The organism is Streptomyces flavusporus, assembly GCF_046267975.1.
Classification (GTDB): domain Bacteria; phylum Actinomycetota; class Actinomycetes; order Streptomycetales; family Streptomycetaceae; genus Streptomyces; species Streptomyces flavusporus.
In genome coordinates this window covers 1,839,809-1,863,014 of record NZ_CP176503.1, presented here as the reverse complement: position 1 = coordinate 1,863,014, position 23,206 = coordinate 1,839,809, and the positions used below count along the sequence as shown (strand labels likewise).

Annotated in this window: 15 protein-coding genes and 6 pseudogenes; 15 read left to right on the top strand and 6 right to left on the bottom strand. The window is 66.7% G+C overall.

The genetic code is table 11. The annotated features are described in order from the left end of the window. Positions 1 to 513 precede the first annotated feature (513 nt). Positions 514 to 990: a hypothetical protein gene (locus ACKTSN_RS09035; RefSeq protein ID WP_409468598.1), complete on the top strand. Its 477-nt coding sequence runs from the start codon at positions 514 to 516 to the stop codon at positions 988 to 990. A 289-nt stretch (positions 991 to 1,279) separates the two neighbouring features. After that, a pseudogene (locus tag ACKTSN_RS47535) lies at positions 1,280 to 1,832 on the top strand (winged helix-turn-helix domain-containing protein); the annotation flags it as partial. Positions 1,833 to 1,929: 97 nt separating this feature from the next. Here ACKTSN_RS47535 and ACKTSN_RS09025 read toward each other — a convergent pair. Continuing rightward, positions 1,930 to 2,574, bottom strand: a complete 645-nt coding sequence (locus ACKTSN_RS09025) for an SMI1/KNR4 family protein (protein WP_409468596.1) — start codon at positions 2,572 to 2,574, stop codon at positions 1,930 to 1,932. Between the two features lie 397 nt (positions 2,575 to 2,971). Between ACKTSN_RS09025 and ACKTSN_RS09020 the strand changes: the two are divergent. Both ACKTSN_RS09020 and ACKTSN_RS09015 read left to right on the top strand, forming a co-directional pair. Then, positions 2,972 to 3,353 (top strand): annotated as a pseudogene (locus ACKTSN_RS09020) (helix-turn-helix domain-containing protein); the annotation flags it as partial. Between the two features lie 229 nt (positions 3,354 to 3,582). Then, positions 3,583 to 5,076, top strand: coding sequence for a ricin-type beta-trefoil lectin domain protein (locus ACKTSN_RS09015; protein WP_409468595.1), 1,494 nt, complete (start codon positions 3,583 to 3,585; stop codon positions 5,074 to 5,076). On the opposite strand, the gene ACKTSN_RS09010 is transcribed toward ACKTSN_RS09015, so the two are convergent. After that, positions 4,991 to 5,884: a DUF6924 domain-containing protein gene (locus ACKTSN_RS09010; RefSeq protein ID WP_409468594.1), complete on the bottom strand. Its 894-nt coding sequence runs from the start codon at positions 5,882 to 5,884 to the stop codon at positions 4,991 to 4,993. The genes ACKTSN_RS09015 and ACKTSN_RS09010 overlap by 86 nt on opposite strands. 615 nt (positions 5,885 to 6,499) lie before the next feature. On the opposite strand from ACKTSN_RS09010, the gene ACKTSN_RS09005 reads away from it, so the two are divergent. The 7 genes from ACKTSN_RS09005 (at position 6,500) to ACKTSN_RS08975 (ending at position 13,270) form a co-directional block, all read left to right on the top strand. Further along, positions 6,500 to 7,657, top strand: a complete 1,158-nt coding sequence (locus ACKTSN_RS09005; protein WP_409468593.1) for a sensor histidine kinase — start codon at positions 6,500 to 6,502, stop codon at positions 7,655 to 7,657. After that, a complete protein-coding gene (locus ACKTSN_RS09000) occupies positions 7,654 to 8,055 on the top strand; it encodes a roadblock/LC7 domain-containing protein (RefSeq protein ID WP_224738841.1) in 402 nt (133 codons plus the stop codon). The genes ACKTSN_RS09005 and ACKTSN_RS09000 overlap by 4 nt, the downstream gene beginning before the upstream one ends. Next, positions 8,052 to 8,429 (top strand): DUF742 domain-containing protein, encoded by a 378-nt coding sequence (locus tag ACKTSN_RS08995; protein ID WP_224738842.1) that lies wholly within the window; start codon positions 8,052 to 8,054, stop codon positions 8,427 to 8,429. The genes ACKTSN_RS09000 and ACKTSN_RS08995 overlap by 4 nt, the downstream gene beginning before the upstream one ends. Then, positions 8,404 to 9,009, top strand: coding sequence for a GTP-binding protein (locus tag ACKTSN_RS08990; protein WP_409468592.1), 606 nt, complete (start codon positions 8,404 to 8,406; stop codon positions 9,007 to 9,009). Before ACKTSN_RS08995 ends, ACKTSN_RS08990 begins: the two co-directional genes overlap by 26 nt. Next, on the top strand, positions 9,006 to 10,340 hold the full coding sequence (locus tag ACKTSN_RS08985) for a cytochrome P450 (RefSeq protein ID WP_409468591.1): 1,335 nt from the start codon (positions 9,006 to 9,008) through the stop codon (positions 10,338 to 10,340). Before ACKTSN_RS08990 ends, ACKTSN_RS08985 begins: the two co-directional genes overlap by 4 nt. 330 nt (positions 10,341 to 10,670) lie before the next feature. Beyond that, the gene (locus tag ACKTSN_RS08980; RefSeq protein ID WP_409468590.1) at positions 10,671 to 11,822 is read left to right on the top strand and encodes a tryptophan dimethylallyltransferase family protein; all 1,152 of its coding nucleotides are present in this window, start codon (positions 10,671 to 10,673) and stop codon (positions 11,820 to 11,822) included. A gap of 71 nt (positions 11,823 to 11,893) precedes the next feature. Beyond that, a complete protein-coding gene (locus ACKTSN_RS08975) occupies positions 11,894 to 13,270 on the top strand; it encodes a tryptophanase (protein WP_409468589.1) in 1,377 nt (458 codons plus the stop codon). 159 nt (positions 13,271 to 13,429) lie between these two features. On the opposite strand, the pseudogene ACKTSN_RS08970 reads toward ACKTSN_RS08975, so the two are convergent. Both ACKTSN_RS08970 and ACKTSN_RS08965 read right to left on the bottom strand, forming a co-directional pair. Then, positions 13,430 to 14,082 (bottom strand): annotated as a pseudogene (locus ACKTSN_RS08970) (FMN-dependent NADH-azoreductase). A 598-nt stretch (positions 14,083 to 14,680) separates the two neighbouring features. Then, a pseudogene (locus tag ACKTSN_RS08965) lies at positions 14,681 to 15,519 on the bottom strand (IS256 family transposase); the annotation flags it as partial. A gap of 61 nt (positions 15,520 to 15,580) precedes the next feature. Between ACKTSN_RS08965 and ACKTSN_RS08960 the strand changes: the two are divergent. Then, positions 15,581 to 16,843 (top strand): annotated as a pseudogene (locus tag ACKTSN_RS08960) (IS701 family transposase). Positions 16,844 to 16,964: 121 nt separating this feature from the next. On the opposite strand, the pseudogene ACKTSN_RS08955 reads toward ACKTSN_RS08960, so the two are convergent. After that, positions 16,965 to 17,345 (bottom strand): annotated as a pseudogene (locus tag ACKTSN_RS08955) (transposase); the annotation flags it as partial. Between the two features lie 138 nt (positions 17,346 to 17,483). On the opposite strand from ACKTSN_RS08955, the gene istB reads away from it, so the two are divergent. Further along, positions 17,484 to 18,245, top strand: a complete 762-nt coding sequence (gene istB / locus ACKTSN_RS08950) for an IS21-like element helper ATPase IstB (RefSeq protein ID WP_431197162.1) — start codon at positions 17,484 to 17,486, stop codon at positions 18,243 to 18,245. Here istB and ACKTSN_RS08945 read toward each other — a convergent pair. Next, complete coding sequence (locus tag ACKTSN_RS08945; RefSeq protein ID WP_409474780.1) at positions 18,231 to 19,676, bottom strand: reverse transcriptase/maturase family protein; 1,446 nt, start codon at positions 19,674 to 19,676, stop codon at positions 18,231 to 18,233. The genes istB and ACKTSN_RS08945 overlap by 15 nt on opposite strands. A gap of 43 nt (positions 19,677 to 19,719) precedes the next feature. Here ACKTSN_RS08945 and ACKTSN_RS08940 point away from each other — a divergent pair, with 43 nt between their 5' ends. Next, on the top strand, positions 19,720 to 20,670 hold the full coding sequence (locus tag ACKTSN_RS08940; RefSeq protein ID WP_409468585.1) for an IS630 family transposase: 951 nt from the start codon (positions 19,720 to 19,722) through the stop codon (positions 20,668 to 20,670). 661 nt (positions 20,671 to 21,331) lie between these two features. After that, positions 21,332 to 23,044, top strand: a complete 1,713-nt coding sequence (gene ltrA, locus ACKTSN_RS08935; protein WP_409467920.1) for a group II intron reverse transcriptase/maturase — start codon at positions 21,332 to 21,334, stop codon at positions 23,042 to 23,044. Positions 23,045 to 23,206: the final 162 nt, after the last annotated feature.

Here is a 23,206-nt window from a genome sequence, read left to right as displayed (position 1 = left end):
CGGGCGACCCGCGACTCGGGACCGTCGCCGTCTTGAGCGACGAGGACGGGCCTGGTCGTGTGCGGGAAGCCGGCCTCTCGGACAAGCAGGCACAGCAGGCCGAGGTCGACAAGGCGATCGAGCAGGCCGCCGGGGAAGCAGGCGTGCCGGTGTCCGCCTTTGCCTCCGACCCGACCGCGGGAAGAGCCGCAACGGAGAAGTCTGCCCATTCCGGAACCGGTGTTCCCGCCGCTCGCGGTCCTGCCCGGAGAAACGCATTTCCTGCCCGGGCAGACTGGCCTGTCGTGGCACCTGCACGCTCGTGAGCTGCTGCGCAGAACCGACCGGGAGCGCCGCGCGATCCCCCTGCGTGAACTCCTGCCCGAGAGGGACTGGACCGTCACCCCGAGGCAGAGGGGCTGCTGGTGTATCCGTCCCCGGCGGGTGAGCACCACGCTGCGTACACACAGTTCACCGTCGGTGTCCCCATCGGCGGGGTGAGCCATTTGTCGGCGCTGGTACAGGACCGACTCGGTGCGTCTGATGATCTGGCGAACGCAATGGCCTCGTCCCGCGAATTCGCTGAAGACCTCACAGCGCGGCCTCGCCTCCGGCATGCTGGGCCGAGATGTGAGAGCGATGCAGCTCCCCTACCTGTCCCGGGTCGCCGGGGTGGACGAACTGTACGGCTATGCCTGGCTGATGTTCAGCCACGTGTCCGCGTACCCCCTTGCGCAGCGGTTCTTCCCAGGCCTTACGAAGAACATGCTTCCAGCGGCGCTGCGGAATCCCTTCTCAACGCTGCGCACGTCGCTGAGCCGACCTGTCAGGTCCTTCCTGAAGAGGAACGAGCTGTTCATCGTCGAGCGGTTCGAGCAGGTTCTGCGGAGGACGGTGGCCGAACACCGGGAAGACCTGGGCGTACGGGCCAGCACGCGCAACATCATGGACGAGACCGCAACGGGCGGGGTGAAGGCCGACGTTCGCGTAGGGGCGGTAAATCGGCCCTAGCGTGCTGCTGCCCTCGTACAACCAAATCGGGAAAGCTCACAGGTGGTTCACAGCGCGGACGTCCTGTAACAGCCGTGTCGCCTGCGGGTGTGCCCGACGTCCTTGCTGACGGATTTCCACGCCGCCCCATCCGTGCTCGTATCCCAGGAATGTGAGCGGGTGTCCGGCCGCATTTTTGCCGTCGCACAATAGTGTCGATGACTAACTTGGAAACTGAACTATGCGACGTGGAGGGGCAGTCGGGCAGCACATCGTGCCCTAGAGATCTCAAAGCGAACCGCTCGCGATACGGGTGTTGGGTTCAGGCGGTCGACAGGCCCTGGTCTCCACGCGGGCCGGTGGCGCCCGCTGCAAGCTGGACCGAGACAGCTCCGCGCTCTGACAGCGGTGTTGGATGCCGGTCCGTCCGCTTCCGGCTGGAGTGACCAGTGCTGGACGACGGCGAGAATCGCCGAGATCGTGCGCCTCCGGTTCGGCGTCGACTACACCGTGGCCGGGCCGGACCTGCTGCTGCACCGGATCGGCTGGAGTGCGCAGGTCCTGTCCCGCACGGCCACAGGGCGGGATGAGGCGATTATCGCCCTGTGGAAGGACGAGCAGTGGTCCGTCATGAACAGAGGGCGGCGGACTTGGGCGCCTGGCTCTGCTGCGAGGACGAGGCCGGCCAGCGCTTGAAGCCGCCCAAGGGCCGAACCTGGGGCCGACGACCACACCCCGGTGGTGCGGGTCACCGCGACGGGCACCGAGCGTGTCTCGACGGCCGCACTGTCTGCACCAAGCCCGGCCACCGGACACGGCTGATCTACTGCGGCCACCTCGACCGCGGTCCCGCCAGAGGCCGATGCGGCCTCCTCTTGCCGTGGCGTGAGACGCGTGACCTGCGGACTCAACAATCGTCACTGGCATGACGATGAAGATTCAGTGCTTTCGCCCTGCGCGTTACCAGCGGGACCGTGTTGTAGGTGCTGGGGTGATCTCGTAACCGTCGAGCTCTATGTCGGTGGAGTACGCCCAACACAATTCACCATTGGGTTTAAGGTAGGGGACAAGATCTCCCACAGAGTCCCCGAATTCCAAGGCCTCTGCCACCTGGAATAGATACGCCTCCAACGAGGGCCAGCCCCAATCGCCATCGAAATTCCCATTACCGTCCAGAAGTGCCAACCCAATTCTGCCCTGTCCTGGACCTGGCCGCATATCAATAACCTGCGCGTCACCGTCGGTGGCGGCCCATGGAATCCATAGCCGGTGCCACCAGTGTTCTTCGTCTTCATTGAGTGATTCAGTTGGCTCCTCCTTCCTTTCGATGATGGTCATTCGCGTGCGCCAGAAATCGACGATCCCCGCCAATGAGAGAGGAGTTTCCTGAGGAAGCGCGGTGGTGTATGGCTCTGCCCCGTTGTGGCAGTCCAAAGATTCCAAGAGGCCTGCAGGAAAACGCAGTCCCATTTCTTTCTGTGCCAAGTCGTATTCATGTGGGTCCGCCGGCGGAGCCAGTTGGGCGAATGTCGCTGGGGCGTGGTGCTGCAGCCACGCGTCGATGCGGGCCCAGGAGGTTCGGACAGAGGTATGTGCGTACGTCATGTACACGATTCTGATACACCGCATACACCTTTGGTGCCGCTTCTCAAAGCGGTGGGTGCATTAGGGCAGTGTTCTTGGTTCTCACGGGCACTGCGGCGGACACGGTAGTGGATAGGAGTGCTTCCAGGCTGTGAAGAATGAGGGTGGCATGGACGAGTACGAAAGCCGCCGCCGGGCCATCGCTCGCCGCTGTCATTACCGACGACGCAGCTCGGGACACGACACGCTGCGAGAGTACTGAGGGGCATTGCCTGAAACCTTTTGTGGCAGGGCTTCGTAGTTCCGTGCCAGACGGCGGTGCGGCGTTGGTCAGCCGAAGGTCCGCTCGATCACTCACCGCTTTGGCGGCGGCTCGAACCCCTTCGCCATTAAAGCGTGCTGCAGAAGGCTGAGTTCAGTGCCTCTCCCTTGTAAGGCCGGGCTGTTGAGGGCTGAGCGGGTGTGGGTGGAGACGTTCACGGGCCTGCGGGTGGATCAGTTCGGGCGGCTGTTGAAAGCGGTCCGTTAGCGTGGTGGCGAAGGCTGTGGACGGGGACGCCCGTGGCGGCTGACGCTGGCCGAGCGGGTGCTGCTGGCGGTCTACTACCGCACGCATCTCACGATGCGGCAGCTGGCGCCGTTGTTCGGCGTCTCGCCGGCGACCGTGTGCCGGGTGACCCAGTGGGTGGGCCGATGCTGGCACTCGAGCCGGTCCGGTCCCCTCATGAGGGGGTCGAGCGGTGTGGATCGTCCAGCACGCCGTGACGGCGCTCGTGTCAAGGGCCGATGGGTCCTCTTCCGGCCCGATCAAAAGGGCACCCGACCTCGTGACGGATCACAGTGGCCACCACAGGCGCTAGCCTCCGAAGCAGGAGTGCCCAGCTGGCCTGGTGTGCATCGCGGAGGCCGCAGTGTCACGTACCAGGGCCCTCCCACCCCGCTGTAACCCTCACATCTCTTGAGGCCCGGTGTCTGCCATCGAACTCAGGATGTTCCAGTACACACGCCAGTTCACGCGAAGGAGCATGAATGTCCACGGAACCCTCGGCATCCCCCGGGGCTTCACCCGACGGGGCGTCCGCCGAGGCTCGTTCGTCCTTGTCCGCAGCCGCCGCGCGGTTGGCGCGGCTGTCGGCTGAGCTGAGCACCGACAGTTCCTCGTCCTCGCCCGCCGTGCCGGAAGGGGCCGCCCGCACGTCCCCAGGGGGTGCCTCCACGACAGCGGCCGAGGGCACCGGTGGCGCCACCGGGACCATGCCGGATCCGGACAGCCGGGAGCCCGCCTCCGGTGGATCCACCTCGGCGAGGCCGGGTCGACCGTCGTCCGGCTCCGGAGACTCCGACTCCGCGGACGGCGACTCCGCGGACGGCGACTCCGCGGACGGCGACTCCGCGGACTCCGACTCCGCGGACGGCGAGTCGGCGGACGGCGAGTCGGCGGACGGCGAGTCGGCGGACGGCGAGTCGGCGGGCACCGGTTCCGGGGAGAGCCGCCGACGAGGCCGACGGTTCTTCGCCCTTGGCCTCCACAGGAATTCCGAGCCGCAAACGAGCGCTGACGCGGTCGGAGAGGCGGACGGCCGCGACTCCGCCGCTGCCGCCGCTGCGGCGGGGGAGAGCCAGGCAGCAGCGTCGGCCGACGCCTACGCCGCCGGTGACCTTGCGACCGCGAGCAGCACGACCGCGGACGATCCCGCACGGGTCAGGAAGAGCCTCCTGGCCGGCGCCGCCATCGCCGGCGTAGGCCTGATAGCCGTACCGTTCCTGGTCAGCGGAGGCAGTGACGAGACCCGAAGGACCTCGTCCGCGGCGCCGACCGACGGGACGGTCCTCAGCGGAGGCGCGGCCGGTGTCGCTCCGGCCGATCTCGGCTCCGCCGCACCCACTCGGCACGGCACGCCGGGCAGCGCAGATGGGGCGGGCGCGAAGGCCGGGAGCCCCGGCTCCTCCGGCAACCCCGACCACTCCGGCAACCCCAGCGGCGAGGCCGGTGACAAGACAGCACCGGGCGGCCGGAATCCCGCCCCGGGGCAGAGCGCGACGCCGTCGGCCACGAGGACGGCCTCTGGGAGCGCTCCTGGCGCGGGCCAGGCGTCCGTGCCGAACGCGCAGAGCACGACGGAGGCCCCTCCTAAGGTCGCGGGAGTCACCGTGTTCAGCCACGACTCCAACCGGTGCATCACGGTCAGCGGCGGCACGAGCAGGGACGGTGCCCCCCTCCAGGTCTGGGACTGCAACGGTTCCGCCGCTCAGAAGTGGGAGTTCAAGTCCGACGGCACGGTCCGCTCCATGGGCAAGTGCATGGACGCGGCCGGGGCTTCCACGCAGAACGGCACTGTGATCCAACTGGCCACCTGCAACGGCGGACCGGCCCAGCAGTTCCGGCTGAACGCCGCCCACGACCTGGTCAACCCGCAGGCCGACAAGTGTGTGGACGTCAGGGACCTGGGGACCGCGAACGGTACGGGGCTCCAGCTGTGGAGCTGCGCCGGCACCGACAACCAGAAGTGGAGCAAGCGCTGACCACCGCCGCGTGAGCGACGGCCCGTCCACACCCTGGGCGGGGACGGGCCAATTGCGCTGTACGCGCGTTCGGAACGGACCGGCGCTGTGCGGGACACGCATGGTCGCGGCACGAGCGACGGGCATGTACCCAACTCCGTTGCCGATGGGCCAGTGGATCGACACCGTCCAAGCCATCGCCGGCCTGGTGTCCCATCAGCAGACCATGGACTGCGCGGAACTCGCGCCCGTACTCGACAACAAACTCCCACTCCTCGTCGTCTTCACACTCGTCCCGAGTAGTGGTCGTCACCACCAGTAGCGGCTGGTCGACGGCCTCCATCGTCAAGCGGTCGGCGAGGAAGACGACTCGAAGGTGTTTGCGCAGCTCTTCGTCCGCGGCGACAGCGGCCAGGACGTCGTCGACACTCGCGCCGTCCCACTGGGGGTCGTCGACGAAGCAGGGGACGTCGGTGTCCGCATCCTGCGCAGGCGGCAGCAGCAACTGCTGCAGGGCATCCCACGCACGGTCGTCGCCGTAGTGAGTCCTCACGATGAGCGGGTCCAACTCGTCGCGGTCACTGAGGTTCGGCAGGGTTCTCCTTGCGTGTCCTTCCTGTTGACCGGCGCGCAGGTCGCCGGAAGCGCCGTGTTGCGGCGGTCGGACCTCGGGCCGTCGCCGACGCGCGGGCGGCACGGCGCGATGGTGTGGAGTGCCGGGTTCAGATCTCCAACGTGCCCCGATGCCGTGCTTGCCGGCATTCCTGCTCCTCGAAATGGGTCCGATGAGCAAGTGCCGTAAGGGCAAGGAAAAGGACCGAGCGGACATCCCCGGTGACGCCTGCCCAATCCCACCAACCTGATGAATGCGAGGCGCCCGGTGGCGGGTGGTCGGCGGGGTGATGCACCGACAGCGCATGACGTGGACGGCCGTCCGGCGACGGCTCCGCACTCCGCAAGGGCGCTGGAAGGACATCGAGCTGGACGGGATCAGACTGTTCTCCCGCGGGGCCGCCGCATCCTTGCCTGCCTCCGCGCCGCAGGACGTCCCTGAACGCCCGCGCCGTCACCGCACCGGATGAGGAGCAGGGCTTTGGGATACGTCACCGGCGAGGAATGGGGAGCAGCACTACGCGGACGGCGGGGCTTTCGACCGTTGGGCATGACGAGCGGGCCCTCCTCGCCGAGTACACCCCGGCCCGCAAACGAGAGGTTGCTCGAGTGCGCATCTTCTCCACCGGAGGACACGTAGATCTTCACCAAGTCGCGGCTTGAACGAGCTACTTGACGGTCCGTCAGCTAAGCCGAGTGGTATGATCCTGGCACTTGCCAAGCGGGCCACGGGTCCGTGACCCTGCTGGCTGGCCCACCGAGCACTGCCGCCTGCCGGGACACATACGGCAGGTTTTCGGCTACTGGGCTTCAGTCGCTTGAAGAGAGTCATATGACGCAATACATGCTGGATCCTGCGGTCTGGGCGCTCGTTGCCGGTACCCCTGCCGCAGCTACGGTCATTGTTCGCCAGCGAAAGGCGATACGCGGGTTAAGGAAGGGAAGCGACGAGCTCCAGGCCTCGAACGCCCAGTTGGAGGGCGGCTACGCTGAGGTCGTCCGACAGGCCGAAGAGCGGGCCGAGGACGCAACGAAGACGGTGCTCAAGTCCGCCATGCGGACGCTCCAGGGACTCGCTGCCGAGCAGCAGCTGGTCATCTCCGAGCTGCAGGCGAAGTACGGAGACTCGCTGATTCTCCAGGATCTGCTGGAGATCGACCACATGAACTCCCAGTTCGGGAGGCGGGCTCAGTCCATCGCTGTCCTGTGTCAGGGTTGGCTGGGCCGACAGCGCGATCCTGCTTCGGTGTACGACGTGATCCGTAGCGCGCAGGGACGGATCCGCCACTTCCAGCGGGTCGAGATCCTCTCGCAGGTCGACTTCGCCATCACGAGCCGGGCCGTCGAGCCTGTTGCCCTGGCCATGGCCGAACTGCTCGACAACGCGACGAGCTATTCGGCTCCGGAAACCGTGGTCGAGATCAATGTTCGGTCTGTGCCCAAGGGCATCTGCATCGTGGTTGACGACGCGGGTGTCGGCATGAACGAGGAGGAGAAGGCCAAGGCAGGGGAACTTCTGTCCGGCGCGCGCGCCGCGGGCGTCTCCGGGCTGGGGAACCCTCCGCAGTTCGGCTTTGCGGTGATCGGTGCGCTTTGTGAACGCTACGGCTTCACCGTCTCCGTCGACTCCACATCTCCCTATGGGGGTGTCCGCGCGGTGGTGCTCGTCCCGGAGGAACTGCTGACCAGCATGCCGGAGCCAAAGAAGCCGATGGCGGCTCTCCAAGAAGGAGATGGCTCGGAGGGGGCCGATGCCAACGCTCCGGCGACAACGGCCGACGGGCTGCCCAAGCGCCGGCGCAAGCAAAGGCCCATGGCTGTTGTGCCGAGCAGCCCAGGCAGACAGCGCCAGCCTGCCCGCTCCACTGAGGAGACCGCGTCGATCATGGGCGCCTTTCAACGGGGGACCGAGACCGGCCGCGCCGCACCGCTGGACGCGATGCGCCGATCGAGCCAGGAAGCACGCAAGGGACCGGAGACCTCCTCGTGAAGAACGACCTGTCATGGATGCTCGACAGTGCCCTGGAGATTCCCGGGGCCCTTCATGCGGTCCTGGTCTCGGCCGACGGTCTGCTGATGGCCCGTACGAAAGATCTCGGGCGGGACTCGGCCGACACGGTCGCCGCCGCGATGAGCGGTGTGCAGTCACTCAGCCGGAGCCTGGCCTTCTTCTGCGACGGTGAGGACCTGCAGTGGCGCCAGACCCTGGTCGAGTTCGACGGCGGCTGGGTCTTCCTCATCTCTGCCGGTGAGGGCGCCTACCTCGCGGTCTCGGCGGCTGCCGACATCGACATGGCAGACATCACGTTCCGTATGCAGCAGCTGGTCGGCCAGCTGGGCAAGGAACTGGCGACTTCGCCCCGCGAGGACATCGGTCACCTCTCATGACTGACAACACCCCCGATGAGCCTGAAGCCGCAGAATTAGTACGGCCCTACGTCATCACCCGCGGGCGTGGTCTGCCTGCCGAGGACCAGTTCTCCCTGATCACTCTCGTGACGACGGCCAGCGACCAGCGGCAGCGCCCCAACCGGCTCTCCCCCGAGGAGCAGACGGTGCTGGACATGTGCTCCGGCGGTTACCTCTCCGTCGCCGAGCTCGCCGGCCACACCGAGCTCCCGCTGGGTGTGGTGAAGATCCTCCTCAGTTCCCTCGCAGAGGGGGGCTACCTGATCACCCGAGCGCCCGTGCCCCGGGCGCGTCTCGCTGACGCACAGCTTCTCCAGGAGGTGCTGGATGGACTCCACGCGCACTTTGGATGAGGCCGCCTATGTCCGGGGCGGCGCAGAGCAGACCGCGGTGAAGATCCTGGTCGTCGGTCACTTCGCCGTCGGCAAGACGACCATCATCCGCACCCTTTCCGAGATCCCGCCGCTGTCCACCGAGGAGAACATGACGCGGGTGGCGGAAGCGGTCGACGATCTCAAGGGAGTGCAGGGCAAGACCACGACCACGGTCGCAATGGACTTCGGGCGCCTGACCATCAGCGACCAGGTGGTGCTCTACCTGTTCGGCACGCCCGGGCAGCAGCGGTTCATCCAGATCTGGGAGGACATGGCGCGTGGCGCCCTGGGAGCCCTGGTTCTGGTGGACCCTGAGCGGCTGGCGGACTCCTTCGCCGTCATCGATCTGATCGAGCAGTACGGGCTGTCCTACGCCATCGCCGTCAACCGTTTCGATGGCACGCCGGTACGCACCGAGGCTGCGCTGCGAGAGGCGCTCGACCTGCTGCCTGACACCCCGGTCGTCGTCATCGACGCTCGCGACGAGAGGTCATCGGCGCAAGCGCTGATCACTCTCGTTCGATACCTACACGCACGCGCCGCTCTGGAGCACGCATGACCAGCGAACCGACCCCCGTCCCGCCGCCCGGCTGCCCCGCCCACGGCAGCGGTCAGCCGATCCCCATGTACACATCGGAGTTCGCCGCCGATCCTCACTCGTACTACGCCTACATGCGCCATCACGGCCCGACGGCACCCGTCGAACTGGCCCCGGGTGTGGAAGCGACTCTGGTGACGGACTACGCGGCGTCGCTGGACCTGCTGCAGAATCCGGGTGACTTCCGCAAGGACGCGCGCCAGTGGCGGGATCTCAACGAGGGCAGGATCAGCCCGGACAGCCCCGTCCTTCCCCTGCTTGCCTACCGGCCCAACTGCATGTTCACCGACGGCGCCGAGCACCTGCGGCTGCGCCAGGCCGTAACCGAAAGTTTCGCGCGTGTCAGCAGCCACCGACTGAGCCAGAACGTCGATCGGGTCGCTCGCTATCTCATCGCCCAGTTCAGCGCCCGCGGCTCCGCCGACTTGTTGAACGATTATGCCAAGGAGCTTCCGCTCCTTGTCTTCAACGAGCTCTTCGGCTGCCCGGCGGAGGTCGGCGACCGGGTCATGTTCGGCATCTCCGGCATCTTCGACGGCATCAACGCCGAGAAGGCCAACGAGGTCCTGTTCCAGGCCGTGAGCGAACTGGTGGCTCTCAAGCGGACGCAGCCAGACGACGACGTCACGTCCTGGCTGATGCAGCACCCAGCCCAGCTGAACGACCAGGAAATGGCCCACCAGCTGGTACTGCTGCTCGGCGCCGGCGCGGAGCCGCTGCGCAACCTCATCGCCAACACCCTGCACCTGCTGCTGACCAACGACCGGTATACACAGAGCGGGCTGGTGGAAGAGGCACTCGACGACACGTTGTGGCACAACCCGCCCATGTCCAACTACGCGCCTCACTACCCGGCCAGGGACATGGAGTTCGCCGGGCAGAAACTCAGCGCCGGCGATCTGGTGCTGGTCAGTTTCCAGGCCGCCAACGGCGCCTCGGCGCGGTCCGCAACCGGACAGGGCAGCAACCGGGCCCATCTTGCCTGGAGCGCAGGGCCGCACGCCTGCCCCTCCAAGGAACCTGCTCGGCTGATCACTCTGGCAGCCATCGAGCACCTGTTCAACGAGCTGCCCGATGTCGAACTCGCCGTCCCCGAGGAGAGCCTGACCTGGCGGCCCGGCCCGTTCAACCGGGCCCTGGCACAACTGCCGGCCCGCTTCACCCCCGCCACGCCGCGGCACAGCGCACAGCCGCAGCAGGCGCAGGCAGTGCAGCGCCCGGCATCCCCAGCGGCCCCGACCAAGGAACGCGGCGGCATGTGGAGCTCCTTCCTCACCTGGCTGAGGACGTGAGACACACTGCGACATGGGGTGACACAGGTCATGGGGTGGCAGCCACCGCCTACTGCATGAAGGTTCAACCGCTGGGGTAGAGCTGCGCAGGGTACCTGAGTCGTCACACGGTAAAGGAGGGACAGTGGAGCCGAACGCCGCTTCCACTCTCACTCAGCATTCCACCCCCCGGCCGCTTCACCCGTTCTCCCAGGAGGAGATCTTCCTCATAGGTACTGAGACAGGCAGGCCGAATGGCCGGATACCCGCCCTCACCGGCGGGTATCTTTTTGCCCCTGCCGAGACCGTCCCCTCGCGCGCTCCTCGCCGCCCCGTGCTCCAGGGGGCCCGATGAGTACGGCGCCGGCGACCGACACACCGGCCACAGACGCACACAGCCTCACACTCGGCAACCACGTCGTCGGTCAACTGCTGCGCCTGAGCGCTGTCGTGGGCCTGACGGACACGGACGCGGCACTTTACGCACAGATCCTGGTGGACTCTCTCGGGAGCGCGTCCGGGCGTCCGTTGGCCCTGCCGCCTCCCTCGCCGAGCTTCATCTCCGATGACCACACGCCGGTCGAGTTCTCCCTGACCTTCCGTCCGGGCGCCGCCCCCGCCCTGCGGGTACTGGTCGAACCCGGCTGCACCGCCGCCGGCATGGCCGACAACGGGCGCCACGGGCTCGCCGTCATCCACGATATGGCCCGCCGCTGGCACTTCTCCACCGCCCAACTCGACTGCCTCGAGGACCTGTTCCTGCCCCCCTCCCCCCAAGGGACCCTGGCCCTCTGGTATGCGCTGGACTTGCGCCCCGGCGGCATCCCAGGGGTGAAGATCTACCTGAATCCCGCCGCGTCCGGCCCCGAGCAGGCCGCCGCCACGGTGCAGGAGGCACTGCACCGACTTGGCCACCGCCAGGCGTTCGCCGCGCTCCCCGACACGGCCGCCTATCCCTTCCTCGCCCTCGACCTGGGCGCCTGGGAAACCCCCCGCGTCAAGGTGTACACGACTCATCCCGGACTCTCGGCACCCGACGCGTGCGCGTTGAACCGCGCGGAGCCCGGCCCCGCACCGCAAGACGTGGCGACCTTCTTCCGTATCGCCGCAGGAGGACGCCGGCCCACCGGAGCGGGCAGCGAACCCGAGACACGACTGGGCAGGCGGCCGGCGCTGGCCTGCCACTCCTTCACCGACAGCGCATCCGGCCGACCGAGCGGTTTCACCCTGCACATCCCCGTCCGCGACTACGTCCGCAACGACGAAGAAGCCCTCGCCCGCGCCACCGCCCTGCTGACCCACTTCGGCATGGACCCCTCGGTACTGCGCCGCGCCCTGGCCGCCCTCACCACGCGGCAATTGTCCGACGGTGTGGGTCTGATCGCCTACCTGGCGCTGGCTCACGAGCGCGACCGCCGACCCCGCATCACCGCGTACGTCTCCTCCGAGGCATACGCGGTGCGCCCCCCGCTGCCGCACCTCCCACGGCCAGGCGCCGACTAGTGACCGGCCGGCCGCGGCCGCCACTCAGCCCCCCCACGCAGTGATCCACGGAACGTCAGAAAGAAGGACCAGTGGAGCCTTACCGCATCAAGGTCGTCGAGCCCATCCCCCTCACCACCCAGCAGCAGCGTGAGGAAGCCCTGCGACGGGTCTCCTACAACCTGTTCGATCTGCGCGCCGACGAGGTCACCATCGACCTGCTGAGCGACTCGGGAACCGGCGCGATCTCGGCCGCCCAGCTCGCCGCCGGCATGGACGGCGACGAGTCCTACGCCGGCTCCCGCTCTTTCTACCGCTGGCACGAAACGGTCAGCGAGCTCACCGGGTACCCGCACCTCCTGCCGGTCCACCAAGGACGCGCAGCCGAACGCATCTTGTTCTCCTCGCTTCTCACACCTGGCAGCACCGTCCTGTCGAACACGCACTTCGACACCACCCGCGCCAACGTGGAGTTGGCCGGCTGCCTGGCCCGTGACCTTCCCTGTCCCGAAGCCAAAGACCTCGACAGCCAGCACACCTTCAAGGGCAACATCGACCTGCAGGGCCTGCGGCACGCACTGGAGAGCGCCCAGGACTCGCCTGTGGCTGCCGTGGTGATGACCATCACCAACAACGGCGGCGGCGGGCAGCCGGTGTCCATGGACAACCTGCGGCGGACCGCCGAGTTGTGCCGCCGCCACCGCGTTCCCATGATCCTCGATGCCGCGCGGTTCGCAGAGAACGCCTGGCTCGTGACCCGTCACGAATCCGGCTACCAGGACCGCACCCCCCGCCAGGTCGCCGAAGAGGCCTTCCGCCTGGCCGACGGGTGCATCATGAGCGCCAAGAAGGACGGAATCGTCCACATCGGCGGCTTCATCGGCCTCAAGGACCCCGAACTCGCCCAGAGGTGCGAACGCCTCCTCATAGCGACCGAAGGCTTCGCCACCTACGGCGGCCTGGCCGGACGCGACTTGGACATGATGGCCCAAGGGCTCGTGGAGGTGACCGAGCCCGCCTACCTGGCGGAGCGCGCCGACATCGCCGGACACCTCGCCGACCGCATCAGGACCGCCGGCGTCGACATCGTGGAGCCCGCCGGCCTGCACGCCCTCTACCTCAACGCCGGGCGGCTCCTGCCCCACGTACCGCCCCACCAGTACCCCGGCCACGCATTGGCCTGTCAGCTCTACCTCCGCGGAGGCATCCGCTCAGCAGAACTGGGATCCCTCTACCTCGGCGAGGAAGACGATCAGGGCAATCCCATCAAGTCGGCTCCCTACGAACTCGTGCGCCTGGCGCTGCCCCGTCGGGTGTACACCCGCAGCCACTACGATCACGTCGCCCAGACTCTGGCAGACATCGCCAAGGAACCCAGCTCCGTGCACGGCTACCGCATCGTCGACCAGTCCCCGATCCTCCGTCACTTCAGCATCAAACTGGAGCCGGTCAAGCCCAGCGGGTTCTGAAGGACGCCGCATCCACGAGACAGGAGGACAGACGACGCGGCGACTGGAAGGGAGCCGCGTCGTCGGCGCCGGGCATGGCTGCGAGGAAACTCGTGGCCAGGGAGTGTGACCGGCGCCCGTACCGTGGACCCTCAGCACTGCCTGGCATGTCGGGTCGGCTTACGGTGTGGCGATCCACTGGGCGAGATCCTTGCCCTTGACGGCGGCGTCATGCGTGGCCTTTGCCCAGGACGCCTCGGCCAGGGGCACGAGTTCCGCCATGGCCGGATTGGAGGACGCAGCGGTCAGCTCGGGGGCGATGAAGTCGAGGTCGAAGCCCATGTACTCGCCGAGGATGGCCTGCAGATGGTTCTGAACATACTCGTGGTGCTCCCGAGGGGTGCCCGGGGCGTAGGACCCGCCGCGGCTCGCGACGATGGTGGCCGGCAGACCCTTGACGCTGGAGGCGTCCCCTGCGGTACGGCCGACCAAAAGCACGTGGTCGATCCAGCTCTTGAGTGTCGAGGCGATCGTGGAGTTGTACATCGGAGCGCCGATCAGCACGGTGTCCGCCCGCTCCAGCTCCTCGATCAGCTTCAGACGCCCGGCGAACCCCGCGGCCTGCTCGGGAGTGTGGACGAGCTGTCCGTCGGCGCCGCAGAAAAGGCGTGCACGTCCATACAAGGCAGTTGGTTCGCTGCGAGGTCGCGGTAGACCACCGTGCCGTCGGGATGCTGTTCCTGCCACGCGTCGCGGAAGGTCAGCGCCACGGTCCGGGAGGCGGAGTCGGAGCCCGGGAAGAGGGAGGAATCCAGGTACAGCAGAGTTGCCATGGTGACTTCCAGGTATCTAGGGGGATGTTTTCGTGCGTCGTTCTGGCACGGAACCGTCGGCGTGCTCTCGGCGCCCATGCCACGGGCCCAGCGTCCAGAAGCGACACCGCAGGGCGTCGGGCTGGGTCGTGCGGCTTGGTGCTCGGCCCAGCGGCGGGAGGCACACGTACACGATCCGACAGCGGTGTCCGCCTCCCCAAGCGGGCAGTTAGACACTAATCAAAGTAAGTTACTTCGGATGTTGAGGTATCTGCGTCGCAGAGCCGTGAAGGGCGGCTCTGTCGGGGCCGGTCGGGCCAGTTACCGACGGCATCGGTCGAGCCTGTGGGACTGGATCCATCCGCCGCCACTCACGGGTTGAAGGCCTGGAGTGAGTCGGTCCGCCGTCGAAGTCGCGACGGCGAGGACTGTGCCTGGGGCTGATCCGGGTTGGGCGAAGGGCTTACGATAAGTAAGTAAACGACCCCCGGCTTGGAACGGGGTGCAATTGTGGCAAGACTCGACGCGCGAGCAACGTGTGGAAAGCTCAGGGGAGGTACGGCGCTCACGAGTCGGCCGGACCCGAACGCCGAAGCTCTGGCCGATGAAGCGTCTCGGGTCACGTCCGCTTGCTCCTATGCCAAGCAGCTGCTGCAAGGCGGGCTTTGGCGAGGAGTTCGCGGCCCATGTAGCGGCGGCTTCGGTCCATTCGTCGTTCTGCTCGGCCAGGACCGCGCCGACGAGCCGGATCAGGGCGGTGCGGTCGGGGAAGATGCCGACCACGTCGGTGCGGCGGCGGATTTCCTTGTTCAGCCGCTCCTGCGGGTTGTTCGACCAGACCTGCCGCCAGATCTCGCGCGGGAAGGCGGTGAAGGCCAGCAGGTCATGCTGGGCGGCGTCCAAGTGGGCTGCGGCTTTGGGGAACTTGGCCTCCAGCGCGTCCAGGACATGCCGCATCTGGGCTTGGACCGCGTCGGCATCGGGCTGTTCGAAGACGGTCCGCAGCAGCGTGGCCACCCAGGGCTGGGCCGACTCGGGGACCTGGCTCAGCAGATTTCTGGCGTAGTGAGTGCGGCAGCGCTGCCAGGAGGCGCCGGGCAGTACCGCGCCGATCGCGTCGACCAGGCCGGCGTGGGCGTCGGAGACAACCAGCCGGACGCCGGACAGGCCGCGGGCGATGAGCGAGCGCAGGAAGGCGAGCCAGCCGGCGCCGTCCTCGGCGGTGGCCACGTCCAGGCCGAGGATCTCGCGGTGGCCGTCGGCGTTGACGCCGACCGCGATCAGGGCGTGGACGTTGATGATGCGGCCGCCTTCTCGGACCTTCTGGGTCAGGGCGTCGACCCAGACGAACGCATACGGCCCGGTGTCCAGGGGCCGGTTGCGGAAGGCGGCGATCTGCTCGTCCAGATGCCGGGCCATCGCGCTGAACTGGGACTTCGACAGTTGGGTGACGCCTAGTAGGGCTTTGTTAGGTACCCCGATTGATCATCGTCAGGTAGATTGTGATGTTCTGTCAGGTGTGACACCTGAGGAGATGGAGACGGTCCGCCCGCGCCTGGAGGCGTTCGCGGCGGAGATGCTCGGTTCGCTGGCGCGTCGGGACCAGCGGGCCAAGGGCGAGCTGTATCTGCGCGGGCTGATGCTGGACGGCAAGCGCAAGTCCATGCAGTCGATGGCCGAGCGCCTGGGCGTGGACCACCAGCAGCTGCAGCAGTTCGTCTCATCGTCCACCTGGGACTACTCCAAGGTCCGTGAGCGGCTGGCCCGTTGGGCTGCCGCGCACATTTCTCCCGAGGCGTACGCGATCGATGATGTCGGCTTCCCCAAGGACGGCTACGACTCACCGGGGGTGGCGCGGATGTACTGCGGCGCCCTGGGTAAGCGCGGCAACTGCCAGGTCGGCGTCAGTGTGAACCTGGTCAGTGACCGTGCGTCATCGGCTGTCGACTGGCGCCTGTTCCTGCCCGAGAGCTGGGACGACACCAAGTACGGCGAGGACGCGCTGATGGCCGAGGCGATCCGGCGCCGCCGCGCCAAGGCGGGAATCCCGGACACCGAGCGGCACCGGGAGAAGTGGCGCCTGGCGCTGGACATGCTCGACGAGGTGCGCGACAACTGGGAGTTGCCCGACCTTCCGGTCGCCGCCGACGCCGGATACGGCGACGCCACCGGCTTTCGCGAGGGCCTGACCGAGCGCGGCCTGACCTACGCGGTCGCGGTCAAAGCCACCACGACCGCGCACCCCGGCAATGCCACACCCCAACGCCCGCCGTACTCCGGGCAGGGCCGCCCTCCCGTGTCCGCCTACCCCCAACCGCACACCACCCTGCGCGCCCTGGCCCTGGCCGTCGGCCGAGCGGCCACCCGCACCGTCACCTGGCGCCAGGGCAGCAAGGCCACCAGACGCAACCCGAACGCCGAGATGCGCTCGCAGTTCCTGGCCCTGCGGGTCCGACCGGCCAACCGCACCATCCGCCGCGCCGCCGACGGCTCCCTGCCCGACTGCTGGCTGCTCGTCGAGTGGCCACCCGACTCCGCCGAGCCAACCGACTACTGGCTCTCGACGCTTCCCGCCGACACCCCACTGCGCGAACTGGTACGAATCGCCAAGATCCGATGGTGAGTTGAGCACGACTACCGCGAGCTCAAGGACGGTCTGGGCCTGGACCACTTCGAGGGCCGCAACTACCTCGGCTGGCACCGCCACGTCACCCTCGCGTCCCTCGCCCAGGCCTTCTGCACCATGCTCAGGCTCGACCCAAAAGCCCCTGCGCCGGCCTGACCCTCTACGCGGTCCTCCGCGAACTCCAGGCCCTCCTGGCCACCTGGACCGGCGCCTGCTCGATATGCGGCCAACCCGCACCAGCACCCGAACCCCACCACAGGACCTAACAAAGCCCTACTAGGGACTCGGCGAGTTTCTCGACCCTGCGGGTGGAGACGCCCAGCAGGTAGGCGGTGGCGACCACCGAGACGAGGGCCTGCTCGGCCCGGCGGCGCCGTTCGAGGAGCCAGTGCGGGAAGTAACTGCCGCTGCGGAGCTTGGGGATGGCAAGTTCGACGGTGCCTGCGCGGGTGTCCCACTCGCATGGGCGGTAGCCGTTGCGGTGGTTGACGCGTTCGTCGCTGACCTGCCCGTATTCCGCGTTGCAGAGGGCGTCGGCCTCGGCGGACATGAGTGCGTCGGCGAACGTCTTGACCATGGCGCGCAGCAGATCGGGACTCGCCGCGGCCAGGTTGTCTTCCGCGAGGGCGTGCAGGGGCACACTGTCAGGTGCGGTCATCGTGCTGATCTCCTTCGAAGACTTGGTCGTCTTGAAAGATCAGCCGGTGGCCGTTCACCTATGCGGACCTCATCCCGATGCCGGAGAAAACCCCTGGATCAGGTCGAACCCGTACACCATCTCGATGGACGCAACCCTCTGCCCCGCCAGCGCGGCTTGACCGAGCAGGCGGCCGATGCCGCCATCGACACTGCCTGCCGCATGCTGCGGCTGCCGTCGATCCGCAAAGAGTTCTCCGACATCGCCGAGCGGGCGCTGAAGGAACAGATGAGTTACCGGGGCTTCCTCGCCGAGCTGCTGATGGCCGAGTGCGACGACCGGGCACGCCGCCGTTCGGAGCGGCGGATCAAGGCGGCGAACTTCCCGCGTGAGAAGTCCCTGCGAGCCTTCAACTTCGACGCGAACCCCAACATCGACGCAGCCACCGTCCACACCCTCGCCAGCTGCGAATGGATCAAGCAAGGGCAGCCGCTGTGCCTGATCGGCGACTCCGGCACCGGCAAGTCGCACATGCTGATCGCTCTGGGCACCGAGGCGGCCATGAAGGGCTACCGCGTTCGCTACACCCTCGCCACGAAGCTGGTGAACGAGCTGGTCGAGGCCGCCGACGAGAAGCAGCTGACCAAGACCATCGCCCGCTACGGCCGCGTCGACCTTTTGTGCATCGACGAGCTCGGTTACATGGAGCTCGACCGCCGCGGCGCCGAACTCCTGTTCCAGGTTCTGACGGAGCGGGAGGAAAAGAACAGCGTCGCCATTGCCTCCAACGAATCCTTCGGCGGTGAAGTAGGCCGCCGACGAGGTTCCCCTGGCTGGGGTCCTTTTCCGACGGCCCCTTCCCGAACGGTACGGGCGCCTTTCAACGCATACCGCTCTCCAGTGACGTTATCTCCGGGTTGAAACTGTGGCCCGTCCTCTACGGATGTCCCAATGGCAGTCGTGACAGACCACGAGGGTCTTGCGTCGACGCTGCGCCATGAGCCTTATCCAGGGCGAGGGTTCGGGCCGACCAGGCCGGTTGAGATCTGCCATCTTACGGATGTGGTGGACTTGCATACCATTCCGCGACCCGCAGATCTCGCATTGCCCCGCCAAGAGCCGGTGGATCAGCTCGTTGCTGCCGGTGTATCTCGTTGACGGTTTTCTGTCGACCAGGTCAGCAAAGCGTTGCCGTTTCAGCGGAATTCCGCCGAAGCGAGCGACCAGTGGTTTCCTTCCGTCACTGCGCCTGACTATGACTTGCATGCACGTCCGTGGTCCGTCGGGCGTTTGGACGGTCGCCCTGTGTCGGCGAGCCATCCTGGAGACGGTGGACTGATGCTTCCTGGCCAAAGTCTTGAGCATGGACGATTCCATGACCCAGTGCAGCAGGCCCAGACGTCCCACGTCTTGGGCCAGAAGGTAGTACTGGACGATTCCCCGGTACTCCGCTTGGTACTTCGCCACGATCGAGAAATCCTGATCGTGAATCAGTGCCCCGCGGAACGCCGGTTTCCCGCGCTTCATATACAACGCGCACCGTTTCCGGATCACATCCCGTGGCACGTACAGGCCGATGCAGCCATTGACCGCTCGACGCCCGCGAGTGATCTTCGTGTCGGCAAGCTGGGTTCGCAGCTCGTAGCCGAGGAAGCGCGACGCCTGGCTGGCGGCGTGCGTGATCAGGGTTTTGGATTCGGAGAGTTCCAGCTTGAGTTCGTCATGCAGGAACTCCTTCATCCGTTCCTTGATCTCCAGGGATTCCCGCTTTGGCCCAGCGAAACCGAGCAGCCAATCGTCGGCATAGCGGATGTACCGCAGCCGCCGGTAGTCCGGATCATCGGGATCGGCACTGGGTAGGCGTCGCAGCTGCTGCCGAAGCGCATGCACCGCCGCCTTGTCCCCGCGCTGACTTGCCCGCTTGATCCTCGCCTCGACGCGCCAGTACTCCCGGCTCCGCCGGCGCAGCCTGCCCCGGTTGTAGTCCGGTAAAAGGTGCTGTTCAACGAACTGATCCAGCCGGTCCAAGTAGATGTTAGACAGGATCGGGGAAGCCACGCCGCCCTGCGGCGCACCGCTGAGCGTGGCCTGCCATCGCCAGTCCTCCAAATACCCGGCCTTGAGCATCTGGCGGATCAGCCGCAAAAATCGCCCGTCGTGGATCTTCTCTCCCAGGATCACGAGCATCACCTCATGATCCAGACTGCCGAAGCAGTCGGAGATGTCTCCTTCGACGAACCAGTGTGTTCCCTTCCAGACTTCCACCACCTCATTGAGCGCGGTGTGACATCCCCGGCCAGGGCGAAATCCATGGGAGTGGCGGGAGAACTGGACGTCGTAGTGTCTTGTGATTCTGTTTGTGGAACCTGAGGCCTCTGTGATCGTTGAGTCTGGTATGGATCTCTCCTCTGAACAGATTGCTGAGCTGCGGGAGTTGGCGGGTTCGCGGCATGTGCCGGCTGTCGTGGCGCTTCGCGCGCGGGTCGTGTTGTGGTCGGCCGAGGGGCGGCGCCGAAAGGGCATCGCCGAGCTCGCCGGTGTGGCTCCGCTGACGGTGGACCGGTGCAAGTCCCGCTATGCCGAGCGTGGTGTTGCCGGGCTGGAGGACAAACGCCGGGGCGGGCCGCGGACTCAGGTGCCGCCTCGGGTGCGGGCGCGGGTGATCGCCTTGACGAGGATGTCCCCGCCGGCGGATTCCGGGCTCTCGCACTGGTCGACGCGAACGCTGGCCGACCACTTGAAGCGGCGCGAGGGCATCTCGGTGTCCTGGCATTACGTTGCCCGCATCTGGCGTGAGGAGAATCTGAAACCGCACCGTTCGGGCACCTTCAAGATCTCGAAGGACCCGGCGTTCGCGGAGAAGGTCGCCGATATCGTCGGCCTGTACCTGGCCCCGCCCGGTGGCGCCGTGGTGCTGTCGGTCGACGAGAAGACGCAGGTGCAGGCGCTGGACCGGACCCAGCCGGTGCTGCCGGTGGCCTTCGCGGCCACCGAGCAGCGCACCCATGACTACGTCCGGCACGGCACCACGAACCTGTTCGCCGCGCTGAACGTCGCGACCGGTGAGGTGCTGGGCGAGTGCAAGCCGAGCCGGAACGGCGCGAACTTCCTGGCGTTTTTGAAGAAGGCCGTCAAGCCGCATGCGGGAAAGGAGATCCATGTCGTCCTGGACAACCTGTCCACGCACACCACCCCGGGCGTGAAGGCGTGGCTGGCGAAGAACCCGCACGTCCACTTCCATTTCACCCCTGTCGGGTCCTCGTGGCTGAACCAGATCGTGCGACACGAAAGCCGCTTGAGAAGAGCGGACTCACCGAAGGAGGATCGACTGATGTCGAAGGTGTAGCTCCCGAGCCAGTGCACAGGGCTCGTTCCCGCCTCAGCGTGCGTCGTGAGTAATCGCGGGGTGCGAAGCCTGGGGAAATGCCCAAGGATCCTCGTTCCATCCGGGGGTTACAGGCTGGGAAATGCCGGACGGGTGAATGCGAATGAACCCTTGATGATGCCTCGTCATGAGCACTCTCGCCGATGGGTCGTTTCAGCGAGAGATAGGGACTGGCCGCTGGAAATCGGCAGGCGCCGACTGGGGAAATCTGGCCAGTCGGGAGTGCACCGCCGTCCCCGGGGTGCAGAGGGCCCCCTCACCGGCAGCATCTCTCTCATGCGGAACGTGACAACCCCGATGGAGTCCAGGCAATGCAATTCTGACCTGGTAAGCCAACCGCAAGGAAGGCCCAACTCTCCAGCGGGCGCAGGAAGACCCAGCAAGCGAATGCCGGTCGCCGAAAGGCAACAGGAAACCGGGAACCATGCGCTGACACCTCCGTCGGTGGTCCCCGCATAACTGGCCGGATAGGGGCCGATGTCCCGGCCTGAAAGGGCGCTGACGTGGGTCTGGTGAGCCCGTGAAGAAACGATGACCAAAGACACCTGAACCGAAGGGCAAGTTGGACGCCGTGACGACACACGTGGCTGGGGCGGCGCAAGCCGCTGCGACCGCAGCCGGCATGGCGAACGGACCGGAGGACGAGATCACCGACTGGCCGTCGATCGACTGGCGGACCGTCGAGGACGACGTACGGCGTCTGCGGCAACGCATCTTCACGGCATCGCAGGCAGGAGACCTGGCCAAGGTCAGGAATCTGCAGAAGTTGATGCTCCGCTCCCGCGCCAACACACTCGCGAGTGTGCGGCGGGTCACGGAAGTCAACGCTGGCCGCAAGACGGCGGGCATCGACGGGAAAGTCGTCCTGCTGCCCCAGGGAAAGGCCGAGTTGGCCGACTGGGTCCAGCATGGCGCGGCCCCGTGGAAGCCCAAGCCCGTCAAGCGGGTGTATATAGCCAAGGCGAATGGGAAGCAGCGCCCACTTGGAATTCCTGTGATCGCCGACAGATGCCTTCAAGCTCTGACGCTGAATGCACTGGAGCCCGAGTGGGAGGCACGGCTGGAACCGAAGGTCTACGGTTTCCGTCCAGGCCGTGGCTGTCATGACGCGATCGTTGCCATCCACACGACGGCGAGCGGCAAGAACGCCAAACGCTTGTGGGTGCTCGACGCGGACTTGAAAGCGGCATTCGACCGAATCGACCACGATCACCTGCTCGCGTCATTGGGCTCCTTTCCCGGGAGGGGAATGATCGCCGGATGGCTGAAGGCGGGTGTGGTCGAGAAAGGTTGGTTCACCCCCACGGTGGAGGGAACTCCCCAGGGCGGGGTGATCAGTCCCGCGTTGTTGAACATCGCCTTGCACGGCATGGGAAAGGCTGCTGGAGTCCGCTACCAGAATCTCGGCAGTGATGCCACGATTCTGGCGCGCGATTCTCCGGTTCTGGTCGTCTACGCCGACGACCTTCTCGCCCTGTGTCATTCTCGGGAACAGGCCGAGCAGGTCAAGGCGCGGCTGACTGTGTGGCTCGCGCCCCGGGGCCTGGCCTTCAACGAGGACAAGACGCGCATTGTCCACCTCGATGAGGGCTGCGACTTCCTGGGGTTCAACATCCGACGCTACCGCAGCAAGCTGCTGACCAAACCGAGCAACGCGGCCTTGCGGCGGATCCGGGAACGGCTTGCCGCCGAGGTGCTGGCCCTGCGAGGGGCCAACGCCGACGCGGTGATCGCCAAGCTCAACCCGATCATCAAGGGCTGGGCTGCCTACTACCGGATCGGGGTGTCCAAGCGGGCGTTCAACTCGCTGGACGCCTACGTGTGGAGACTGGTCTACAAGTGGGCCAAGTTCTCCCACCCGAACAAGCCGATGCGCTGGGTGACTGCCCGGTACTTCGCCATGTTCAACCCGTTCAGGCAGGACACATGGGTATTCGGGGACCGCACCAGCGGTTTCTACCTCTACAAGTTCGCCTGGACGCCGATCGTCCGGCACCGGATGGTGCCAGGGAGGGCGTCAACCGACGATCCCGCCCTGGCCGACTTCTGGGCCAAGCGGTGCCGCCGCGGCAAACTCCCGCTGGGCAAGGGCACCTTGCATCTGTTGCAGATGCAAGACGGCCGATGTCCGCTCTGCGGAGGGCTGCTGCTGCACGCCGACCACGAGCCGCAAACTCCCGACCAGTGGGAGCAGTGGCTCAAGGTCACCCGCATCGCGATCCGCAAACACGCGGTCACCGCCGAAGCGGGCAACGGCAAGCCGGACAAACCCGCCGCCTCACGCCTGATACACACCCACTGCCGGCGTCGGCTGGCCACTGGCCCCGGCCGGTGACCAGCACTTCTGTTCGCCCGCGAGCCCAAGGGGCTTGCTTGAGCCGGTTGCCTGGAAAGCGGGCACGGCCGGTTCTGAGGGGGGACCGCTGCAGCAATGCAGCGGTCCTACCCGACGAGATCTGGTTCGGGATCATCACCCGGCAGTCCATCCGCCGTGGCA

Coding starts and splice junctions, on each gene's coding strand:
- ACKTSN_RS08990 (WP_409468592.1), top strand. CDS start 8,404: ATGGACTCCACGCGCACTTTGGATGAGGCCGCCTATGTCCGGGGCGGC.
- ACKTSN_RS08995 (WP_224738842.1), top strand. CDS start 8,052: ATGACTGACAACACCCCCGATGAGCCTGAAGCCGCAGAATTAGTACGG.
- ACKTSN_RS09015 (WP_409468595.1), top strand. CDS start 3,583: ATGTCCACGGAACCCTCGGCATCCCCCGGGGCTTCACCCGACGGGGCG.
- ACKTSN_RS09005 (WP_409468593.1), top strand. CDS start 6,500: ATGACGCAATACATGCTGGATCCTGCGGTCTGGGCGCTCGTTGCCGGT.
- ACKTSN_RS09010 (WP_409468594.1), bottom strand. CDS start 5,884: ATGTCCGCTCGGTCCTTTTCCTTGCCCTTACGGCACTTGCTCATCGGA.
- ltrA (WP_409467920.1), top strand. CDS start 21,332: ATGGCGAACGGACCGGAGGACGAGATCACCGACTGGCCGTCGATCGAC.
- ACKTSN_RS09025 (WP_409468596.1), bottom strand. CDS start 2,574: ATGACGTACGCACATACCTCTGTCCGAACCTCCTGGGCCCGCATCGAC.
- ACKTSN_RS08980 (WP_409468590.1), top strand. CDS start 10,671: ATGAGTACGGCGCCGGCGACCGACACACCGGCCACAGACGCACACAGC.
- ACKTSN_RS08940 (WP_409468585.1), top strand. CDS start 19,720: ATGGATCTCTCCTCTGAACAGATTGCTGAGCTGCGGGAGTTGGCGGGT.
- ACKTSN_RS08985 (WP_409468591.1), top strand. CDS start 9,006: ATGACCAGCGAACCGACCCCCGTCCCGCCGCCCGGCTGCCCCGCCCAC.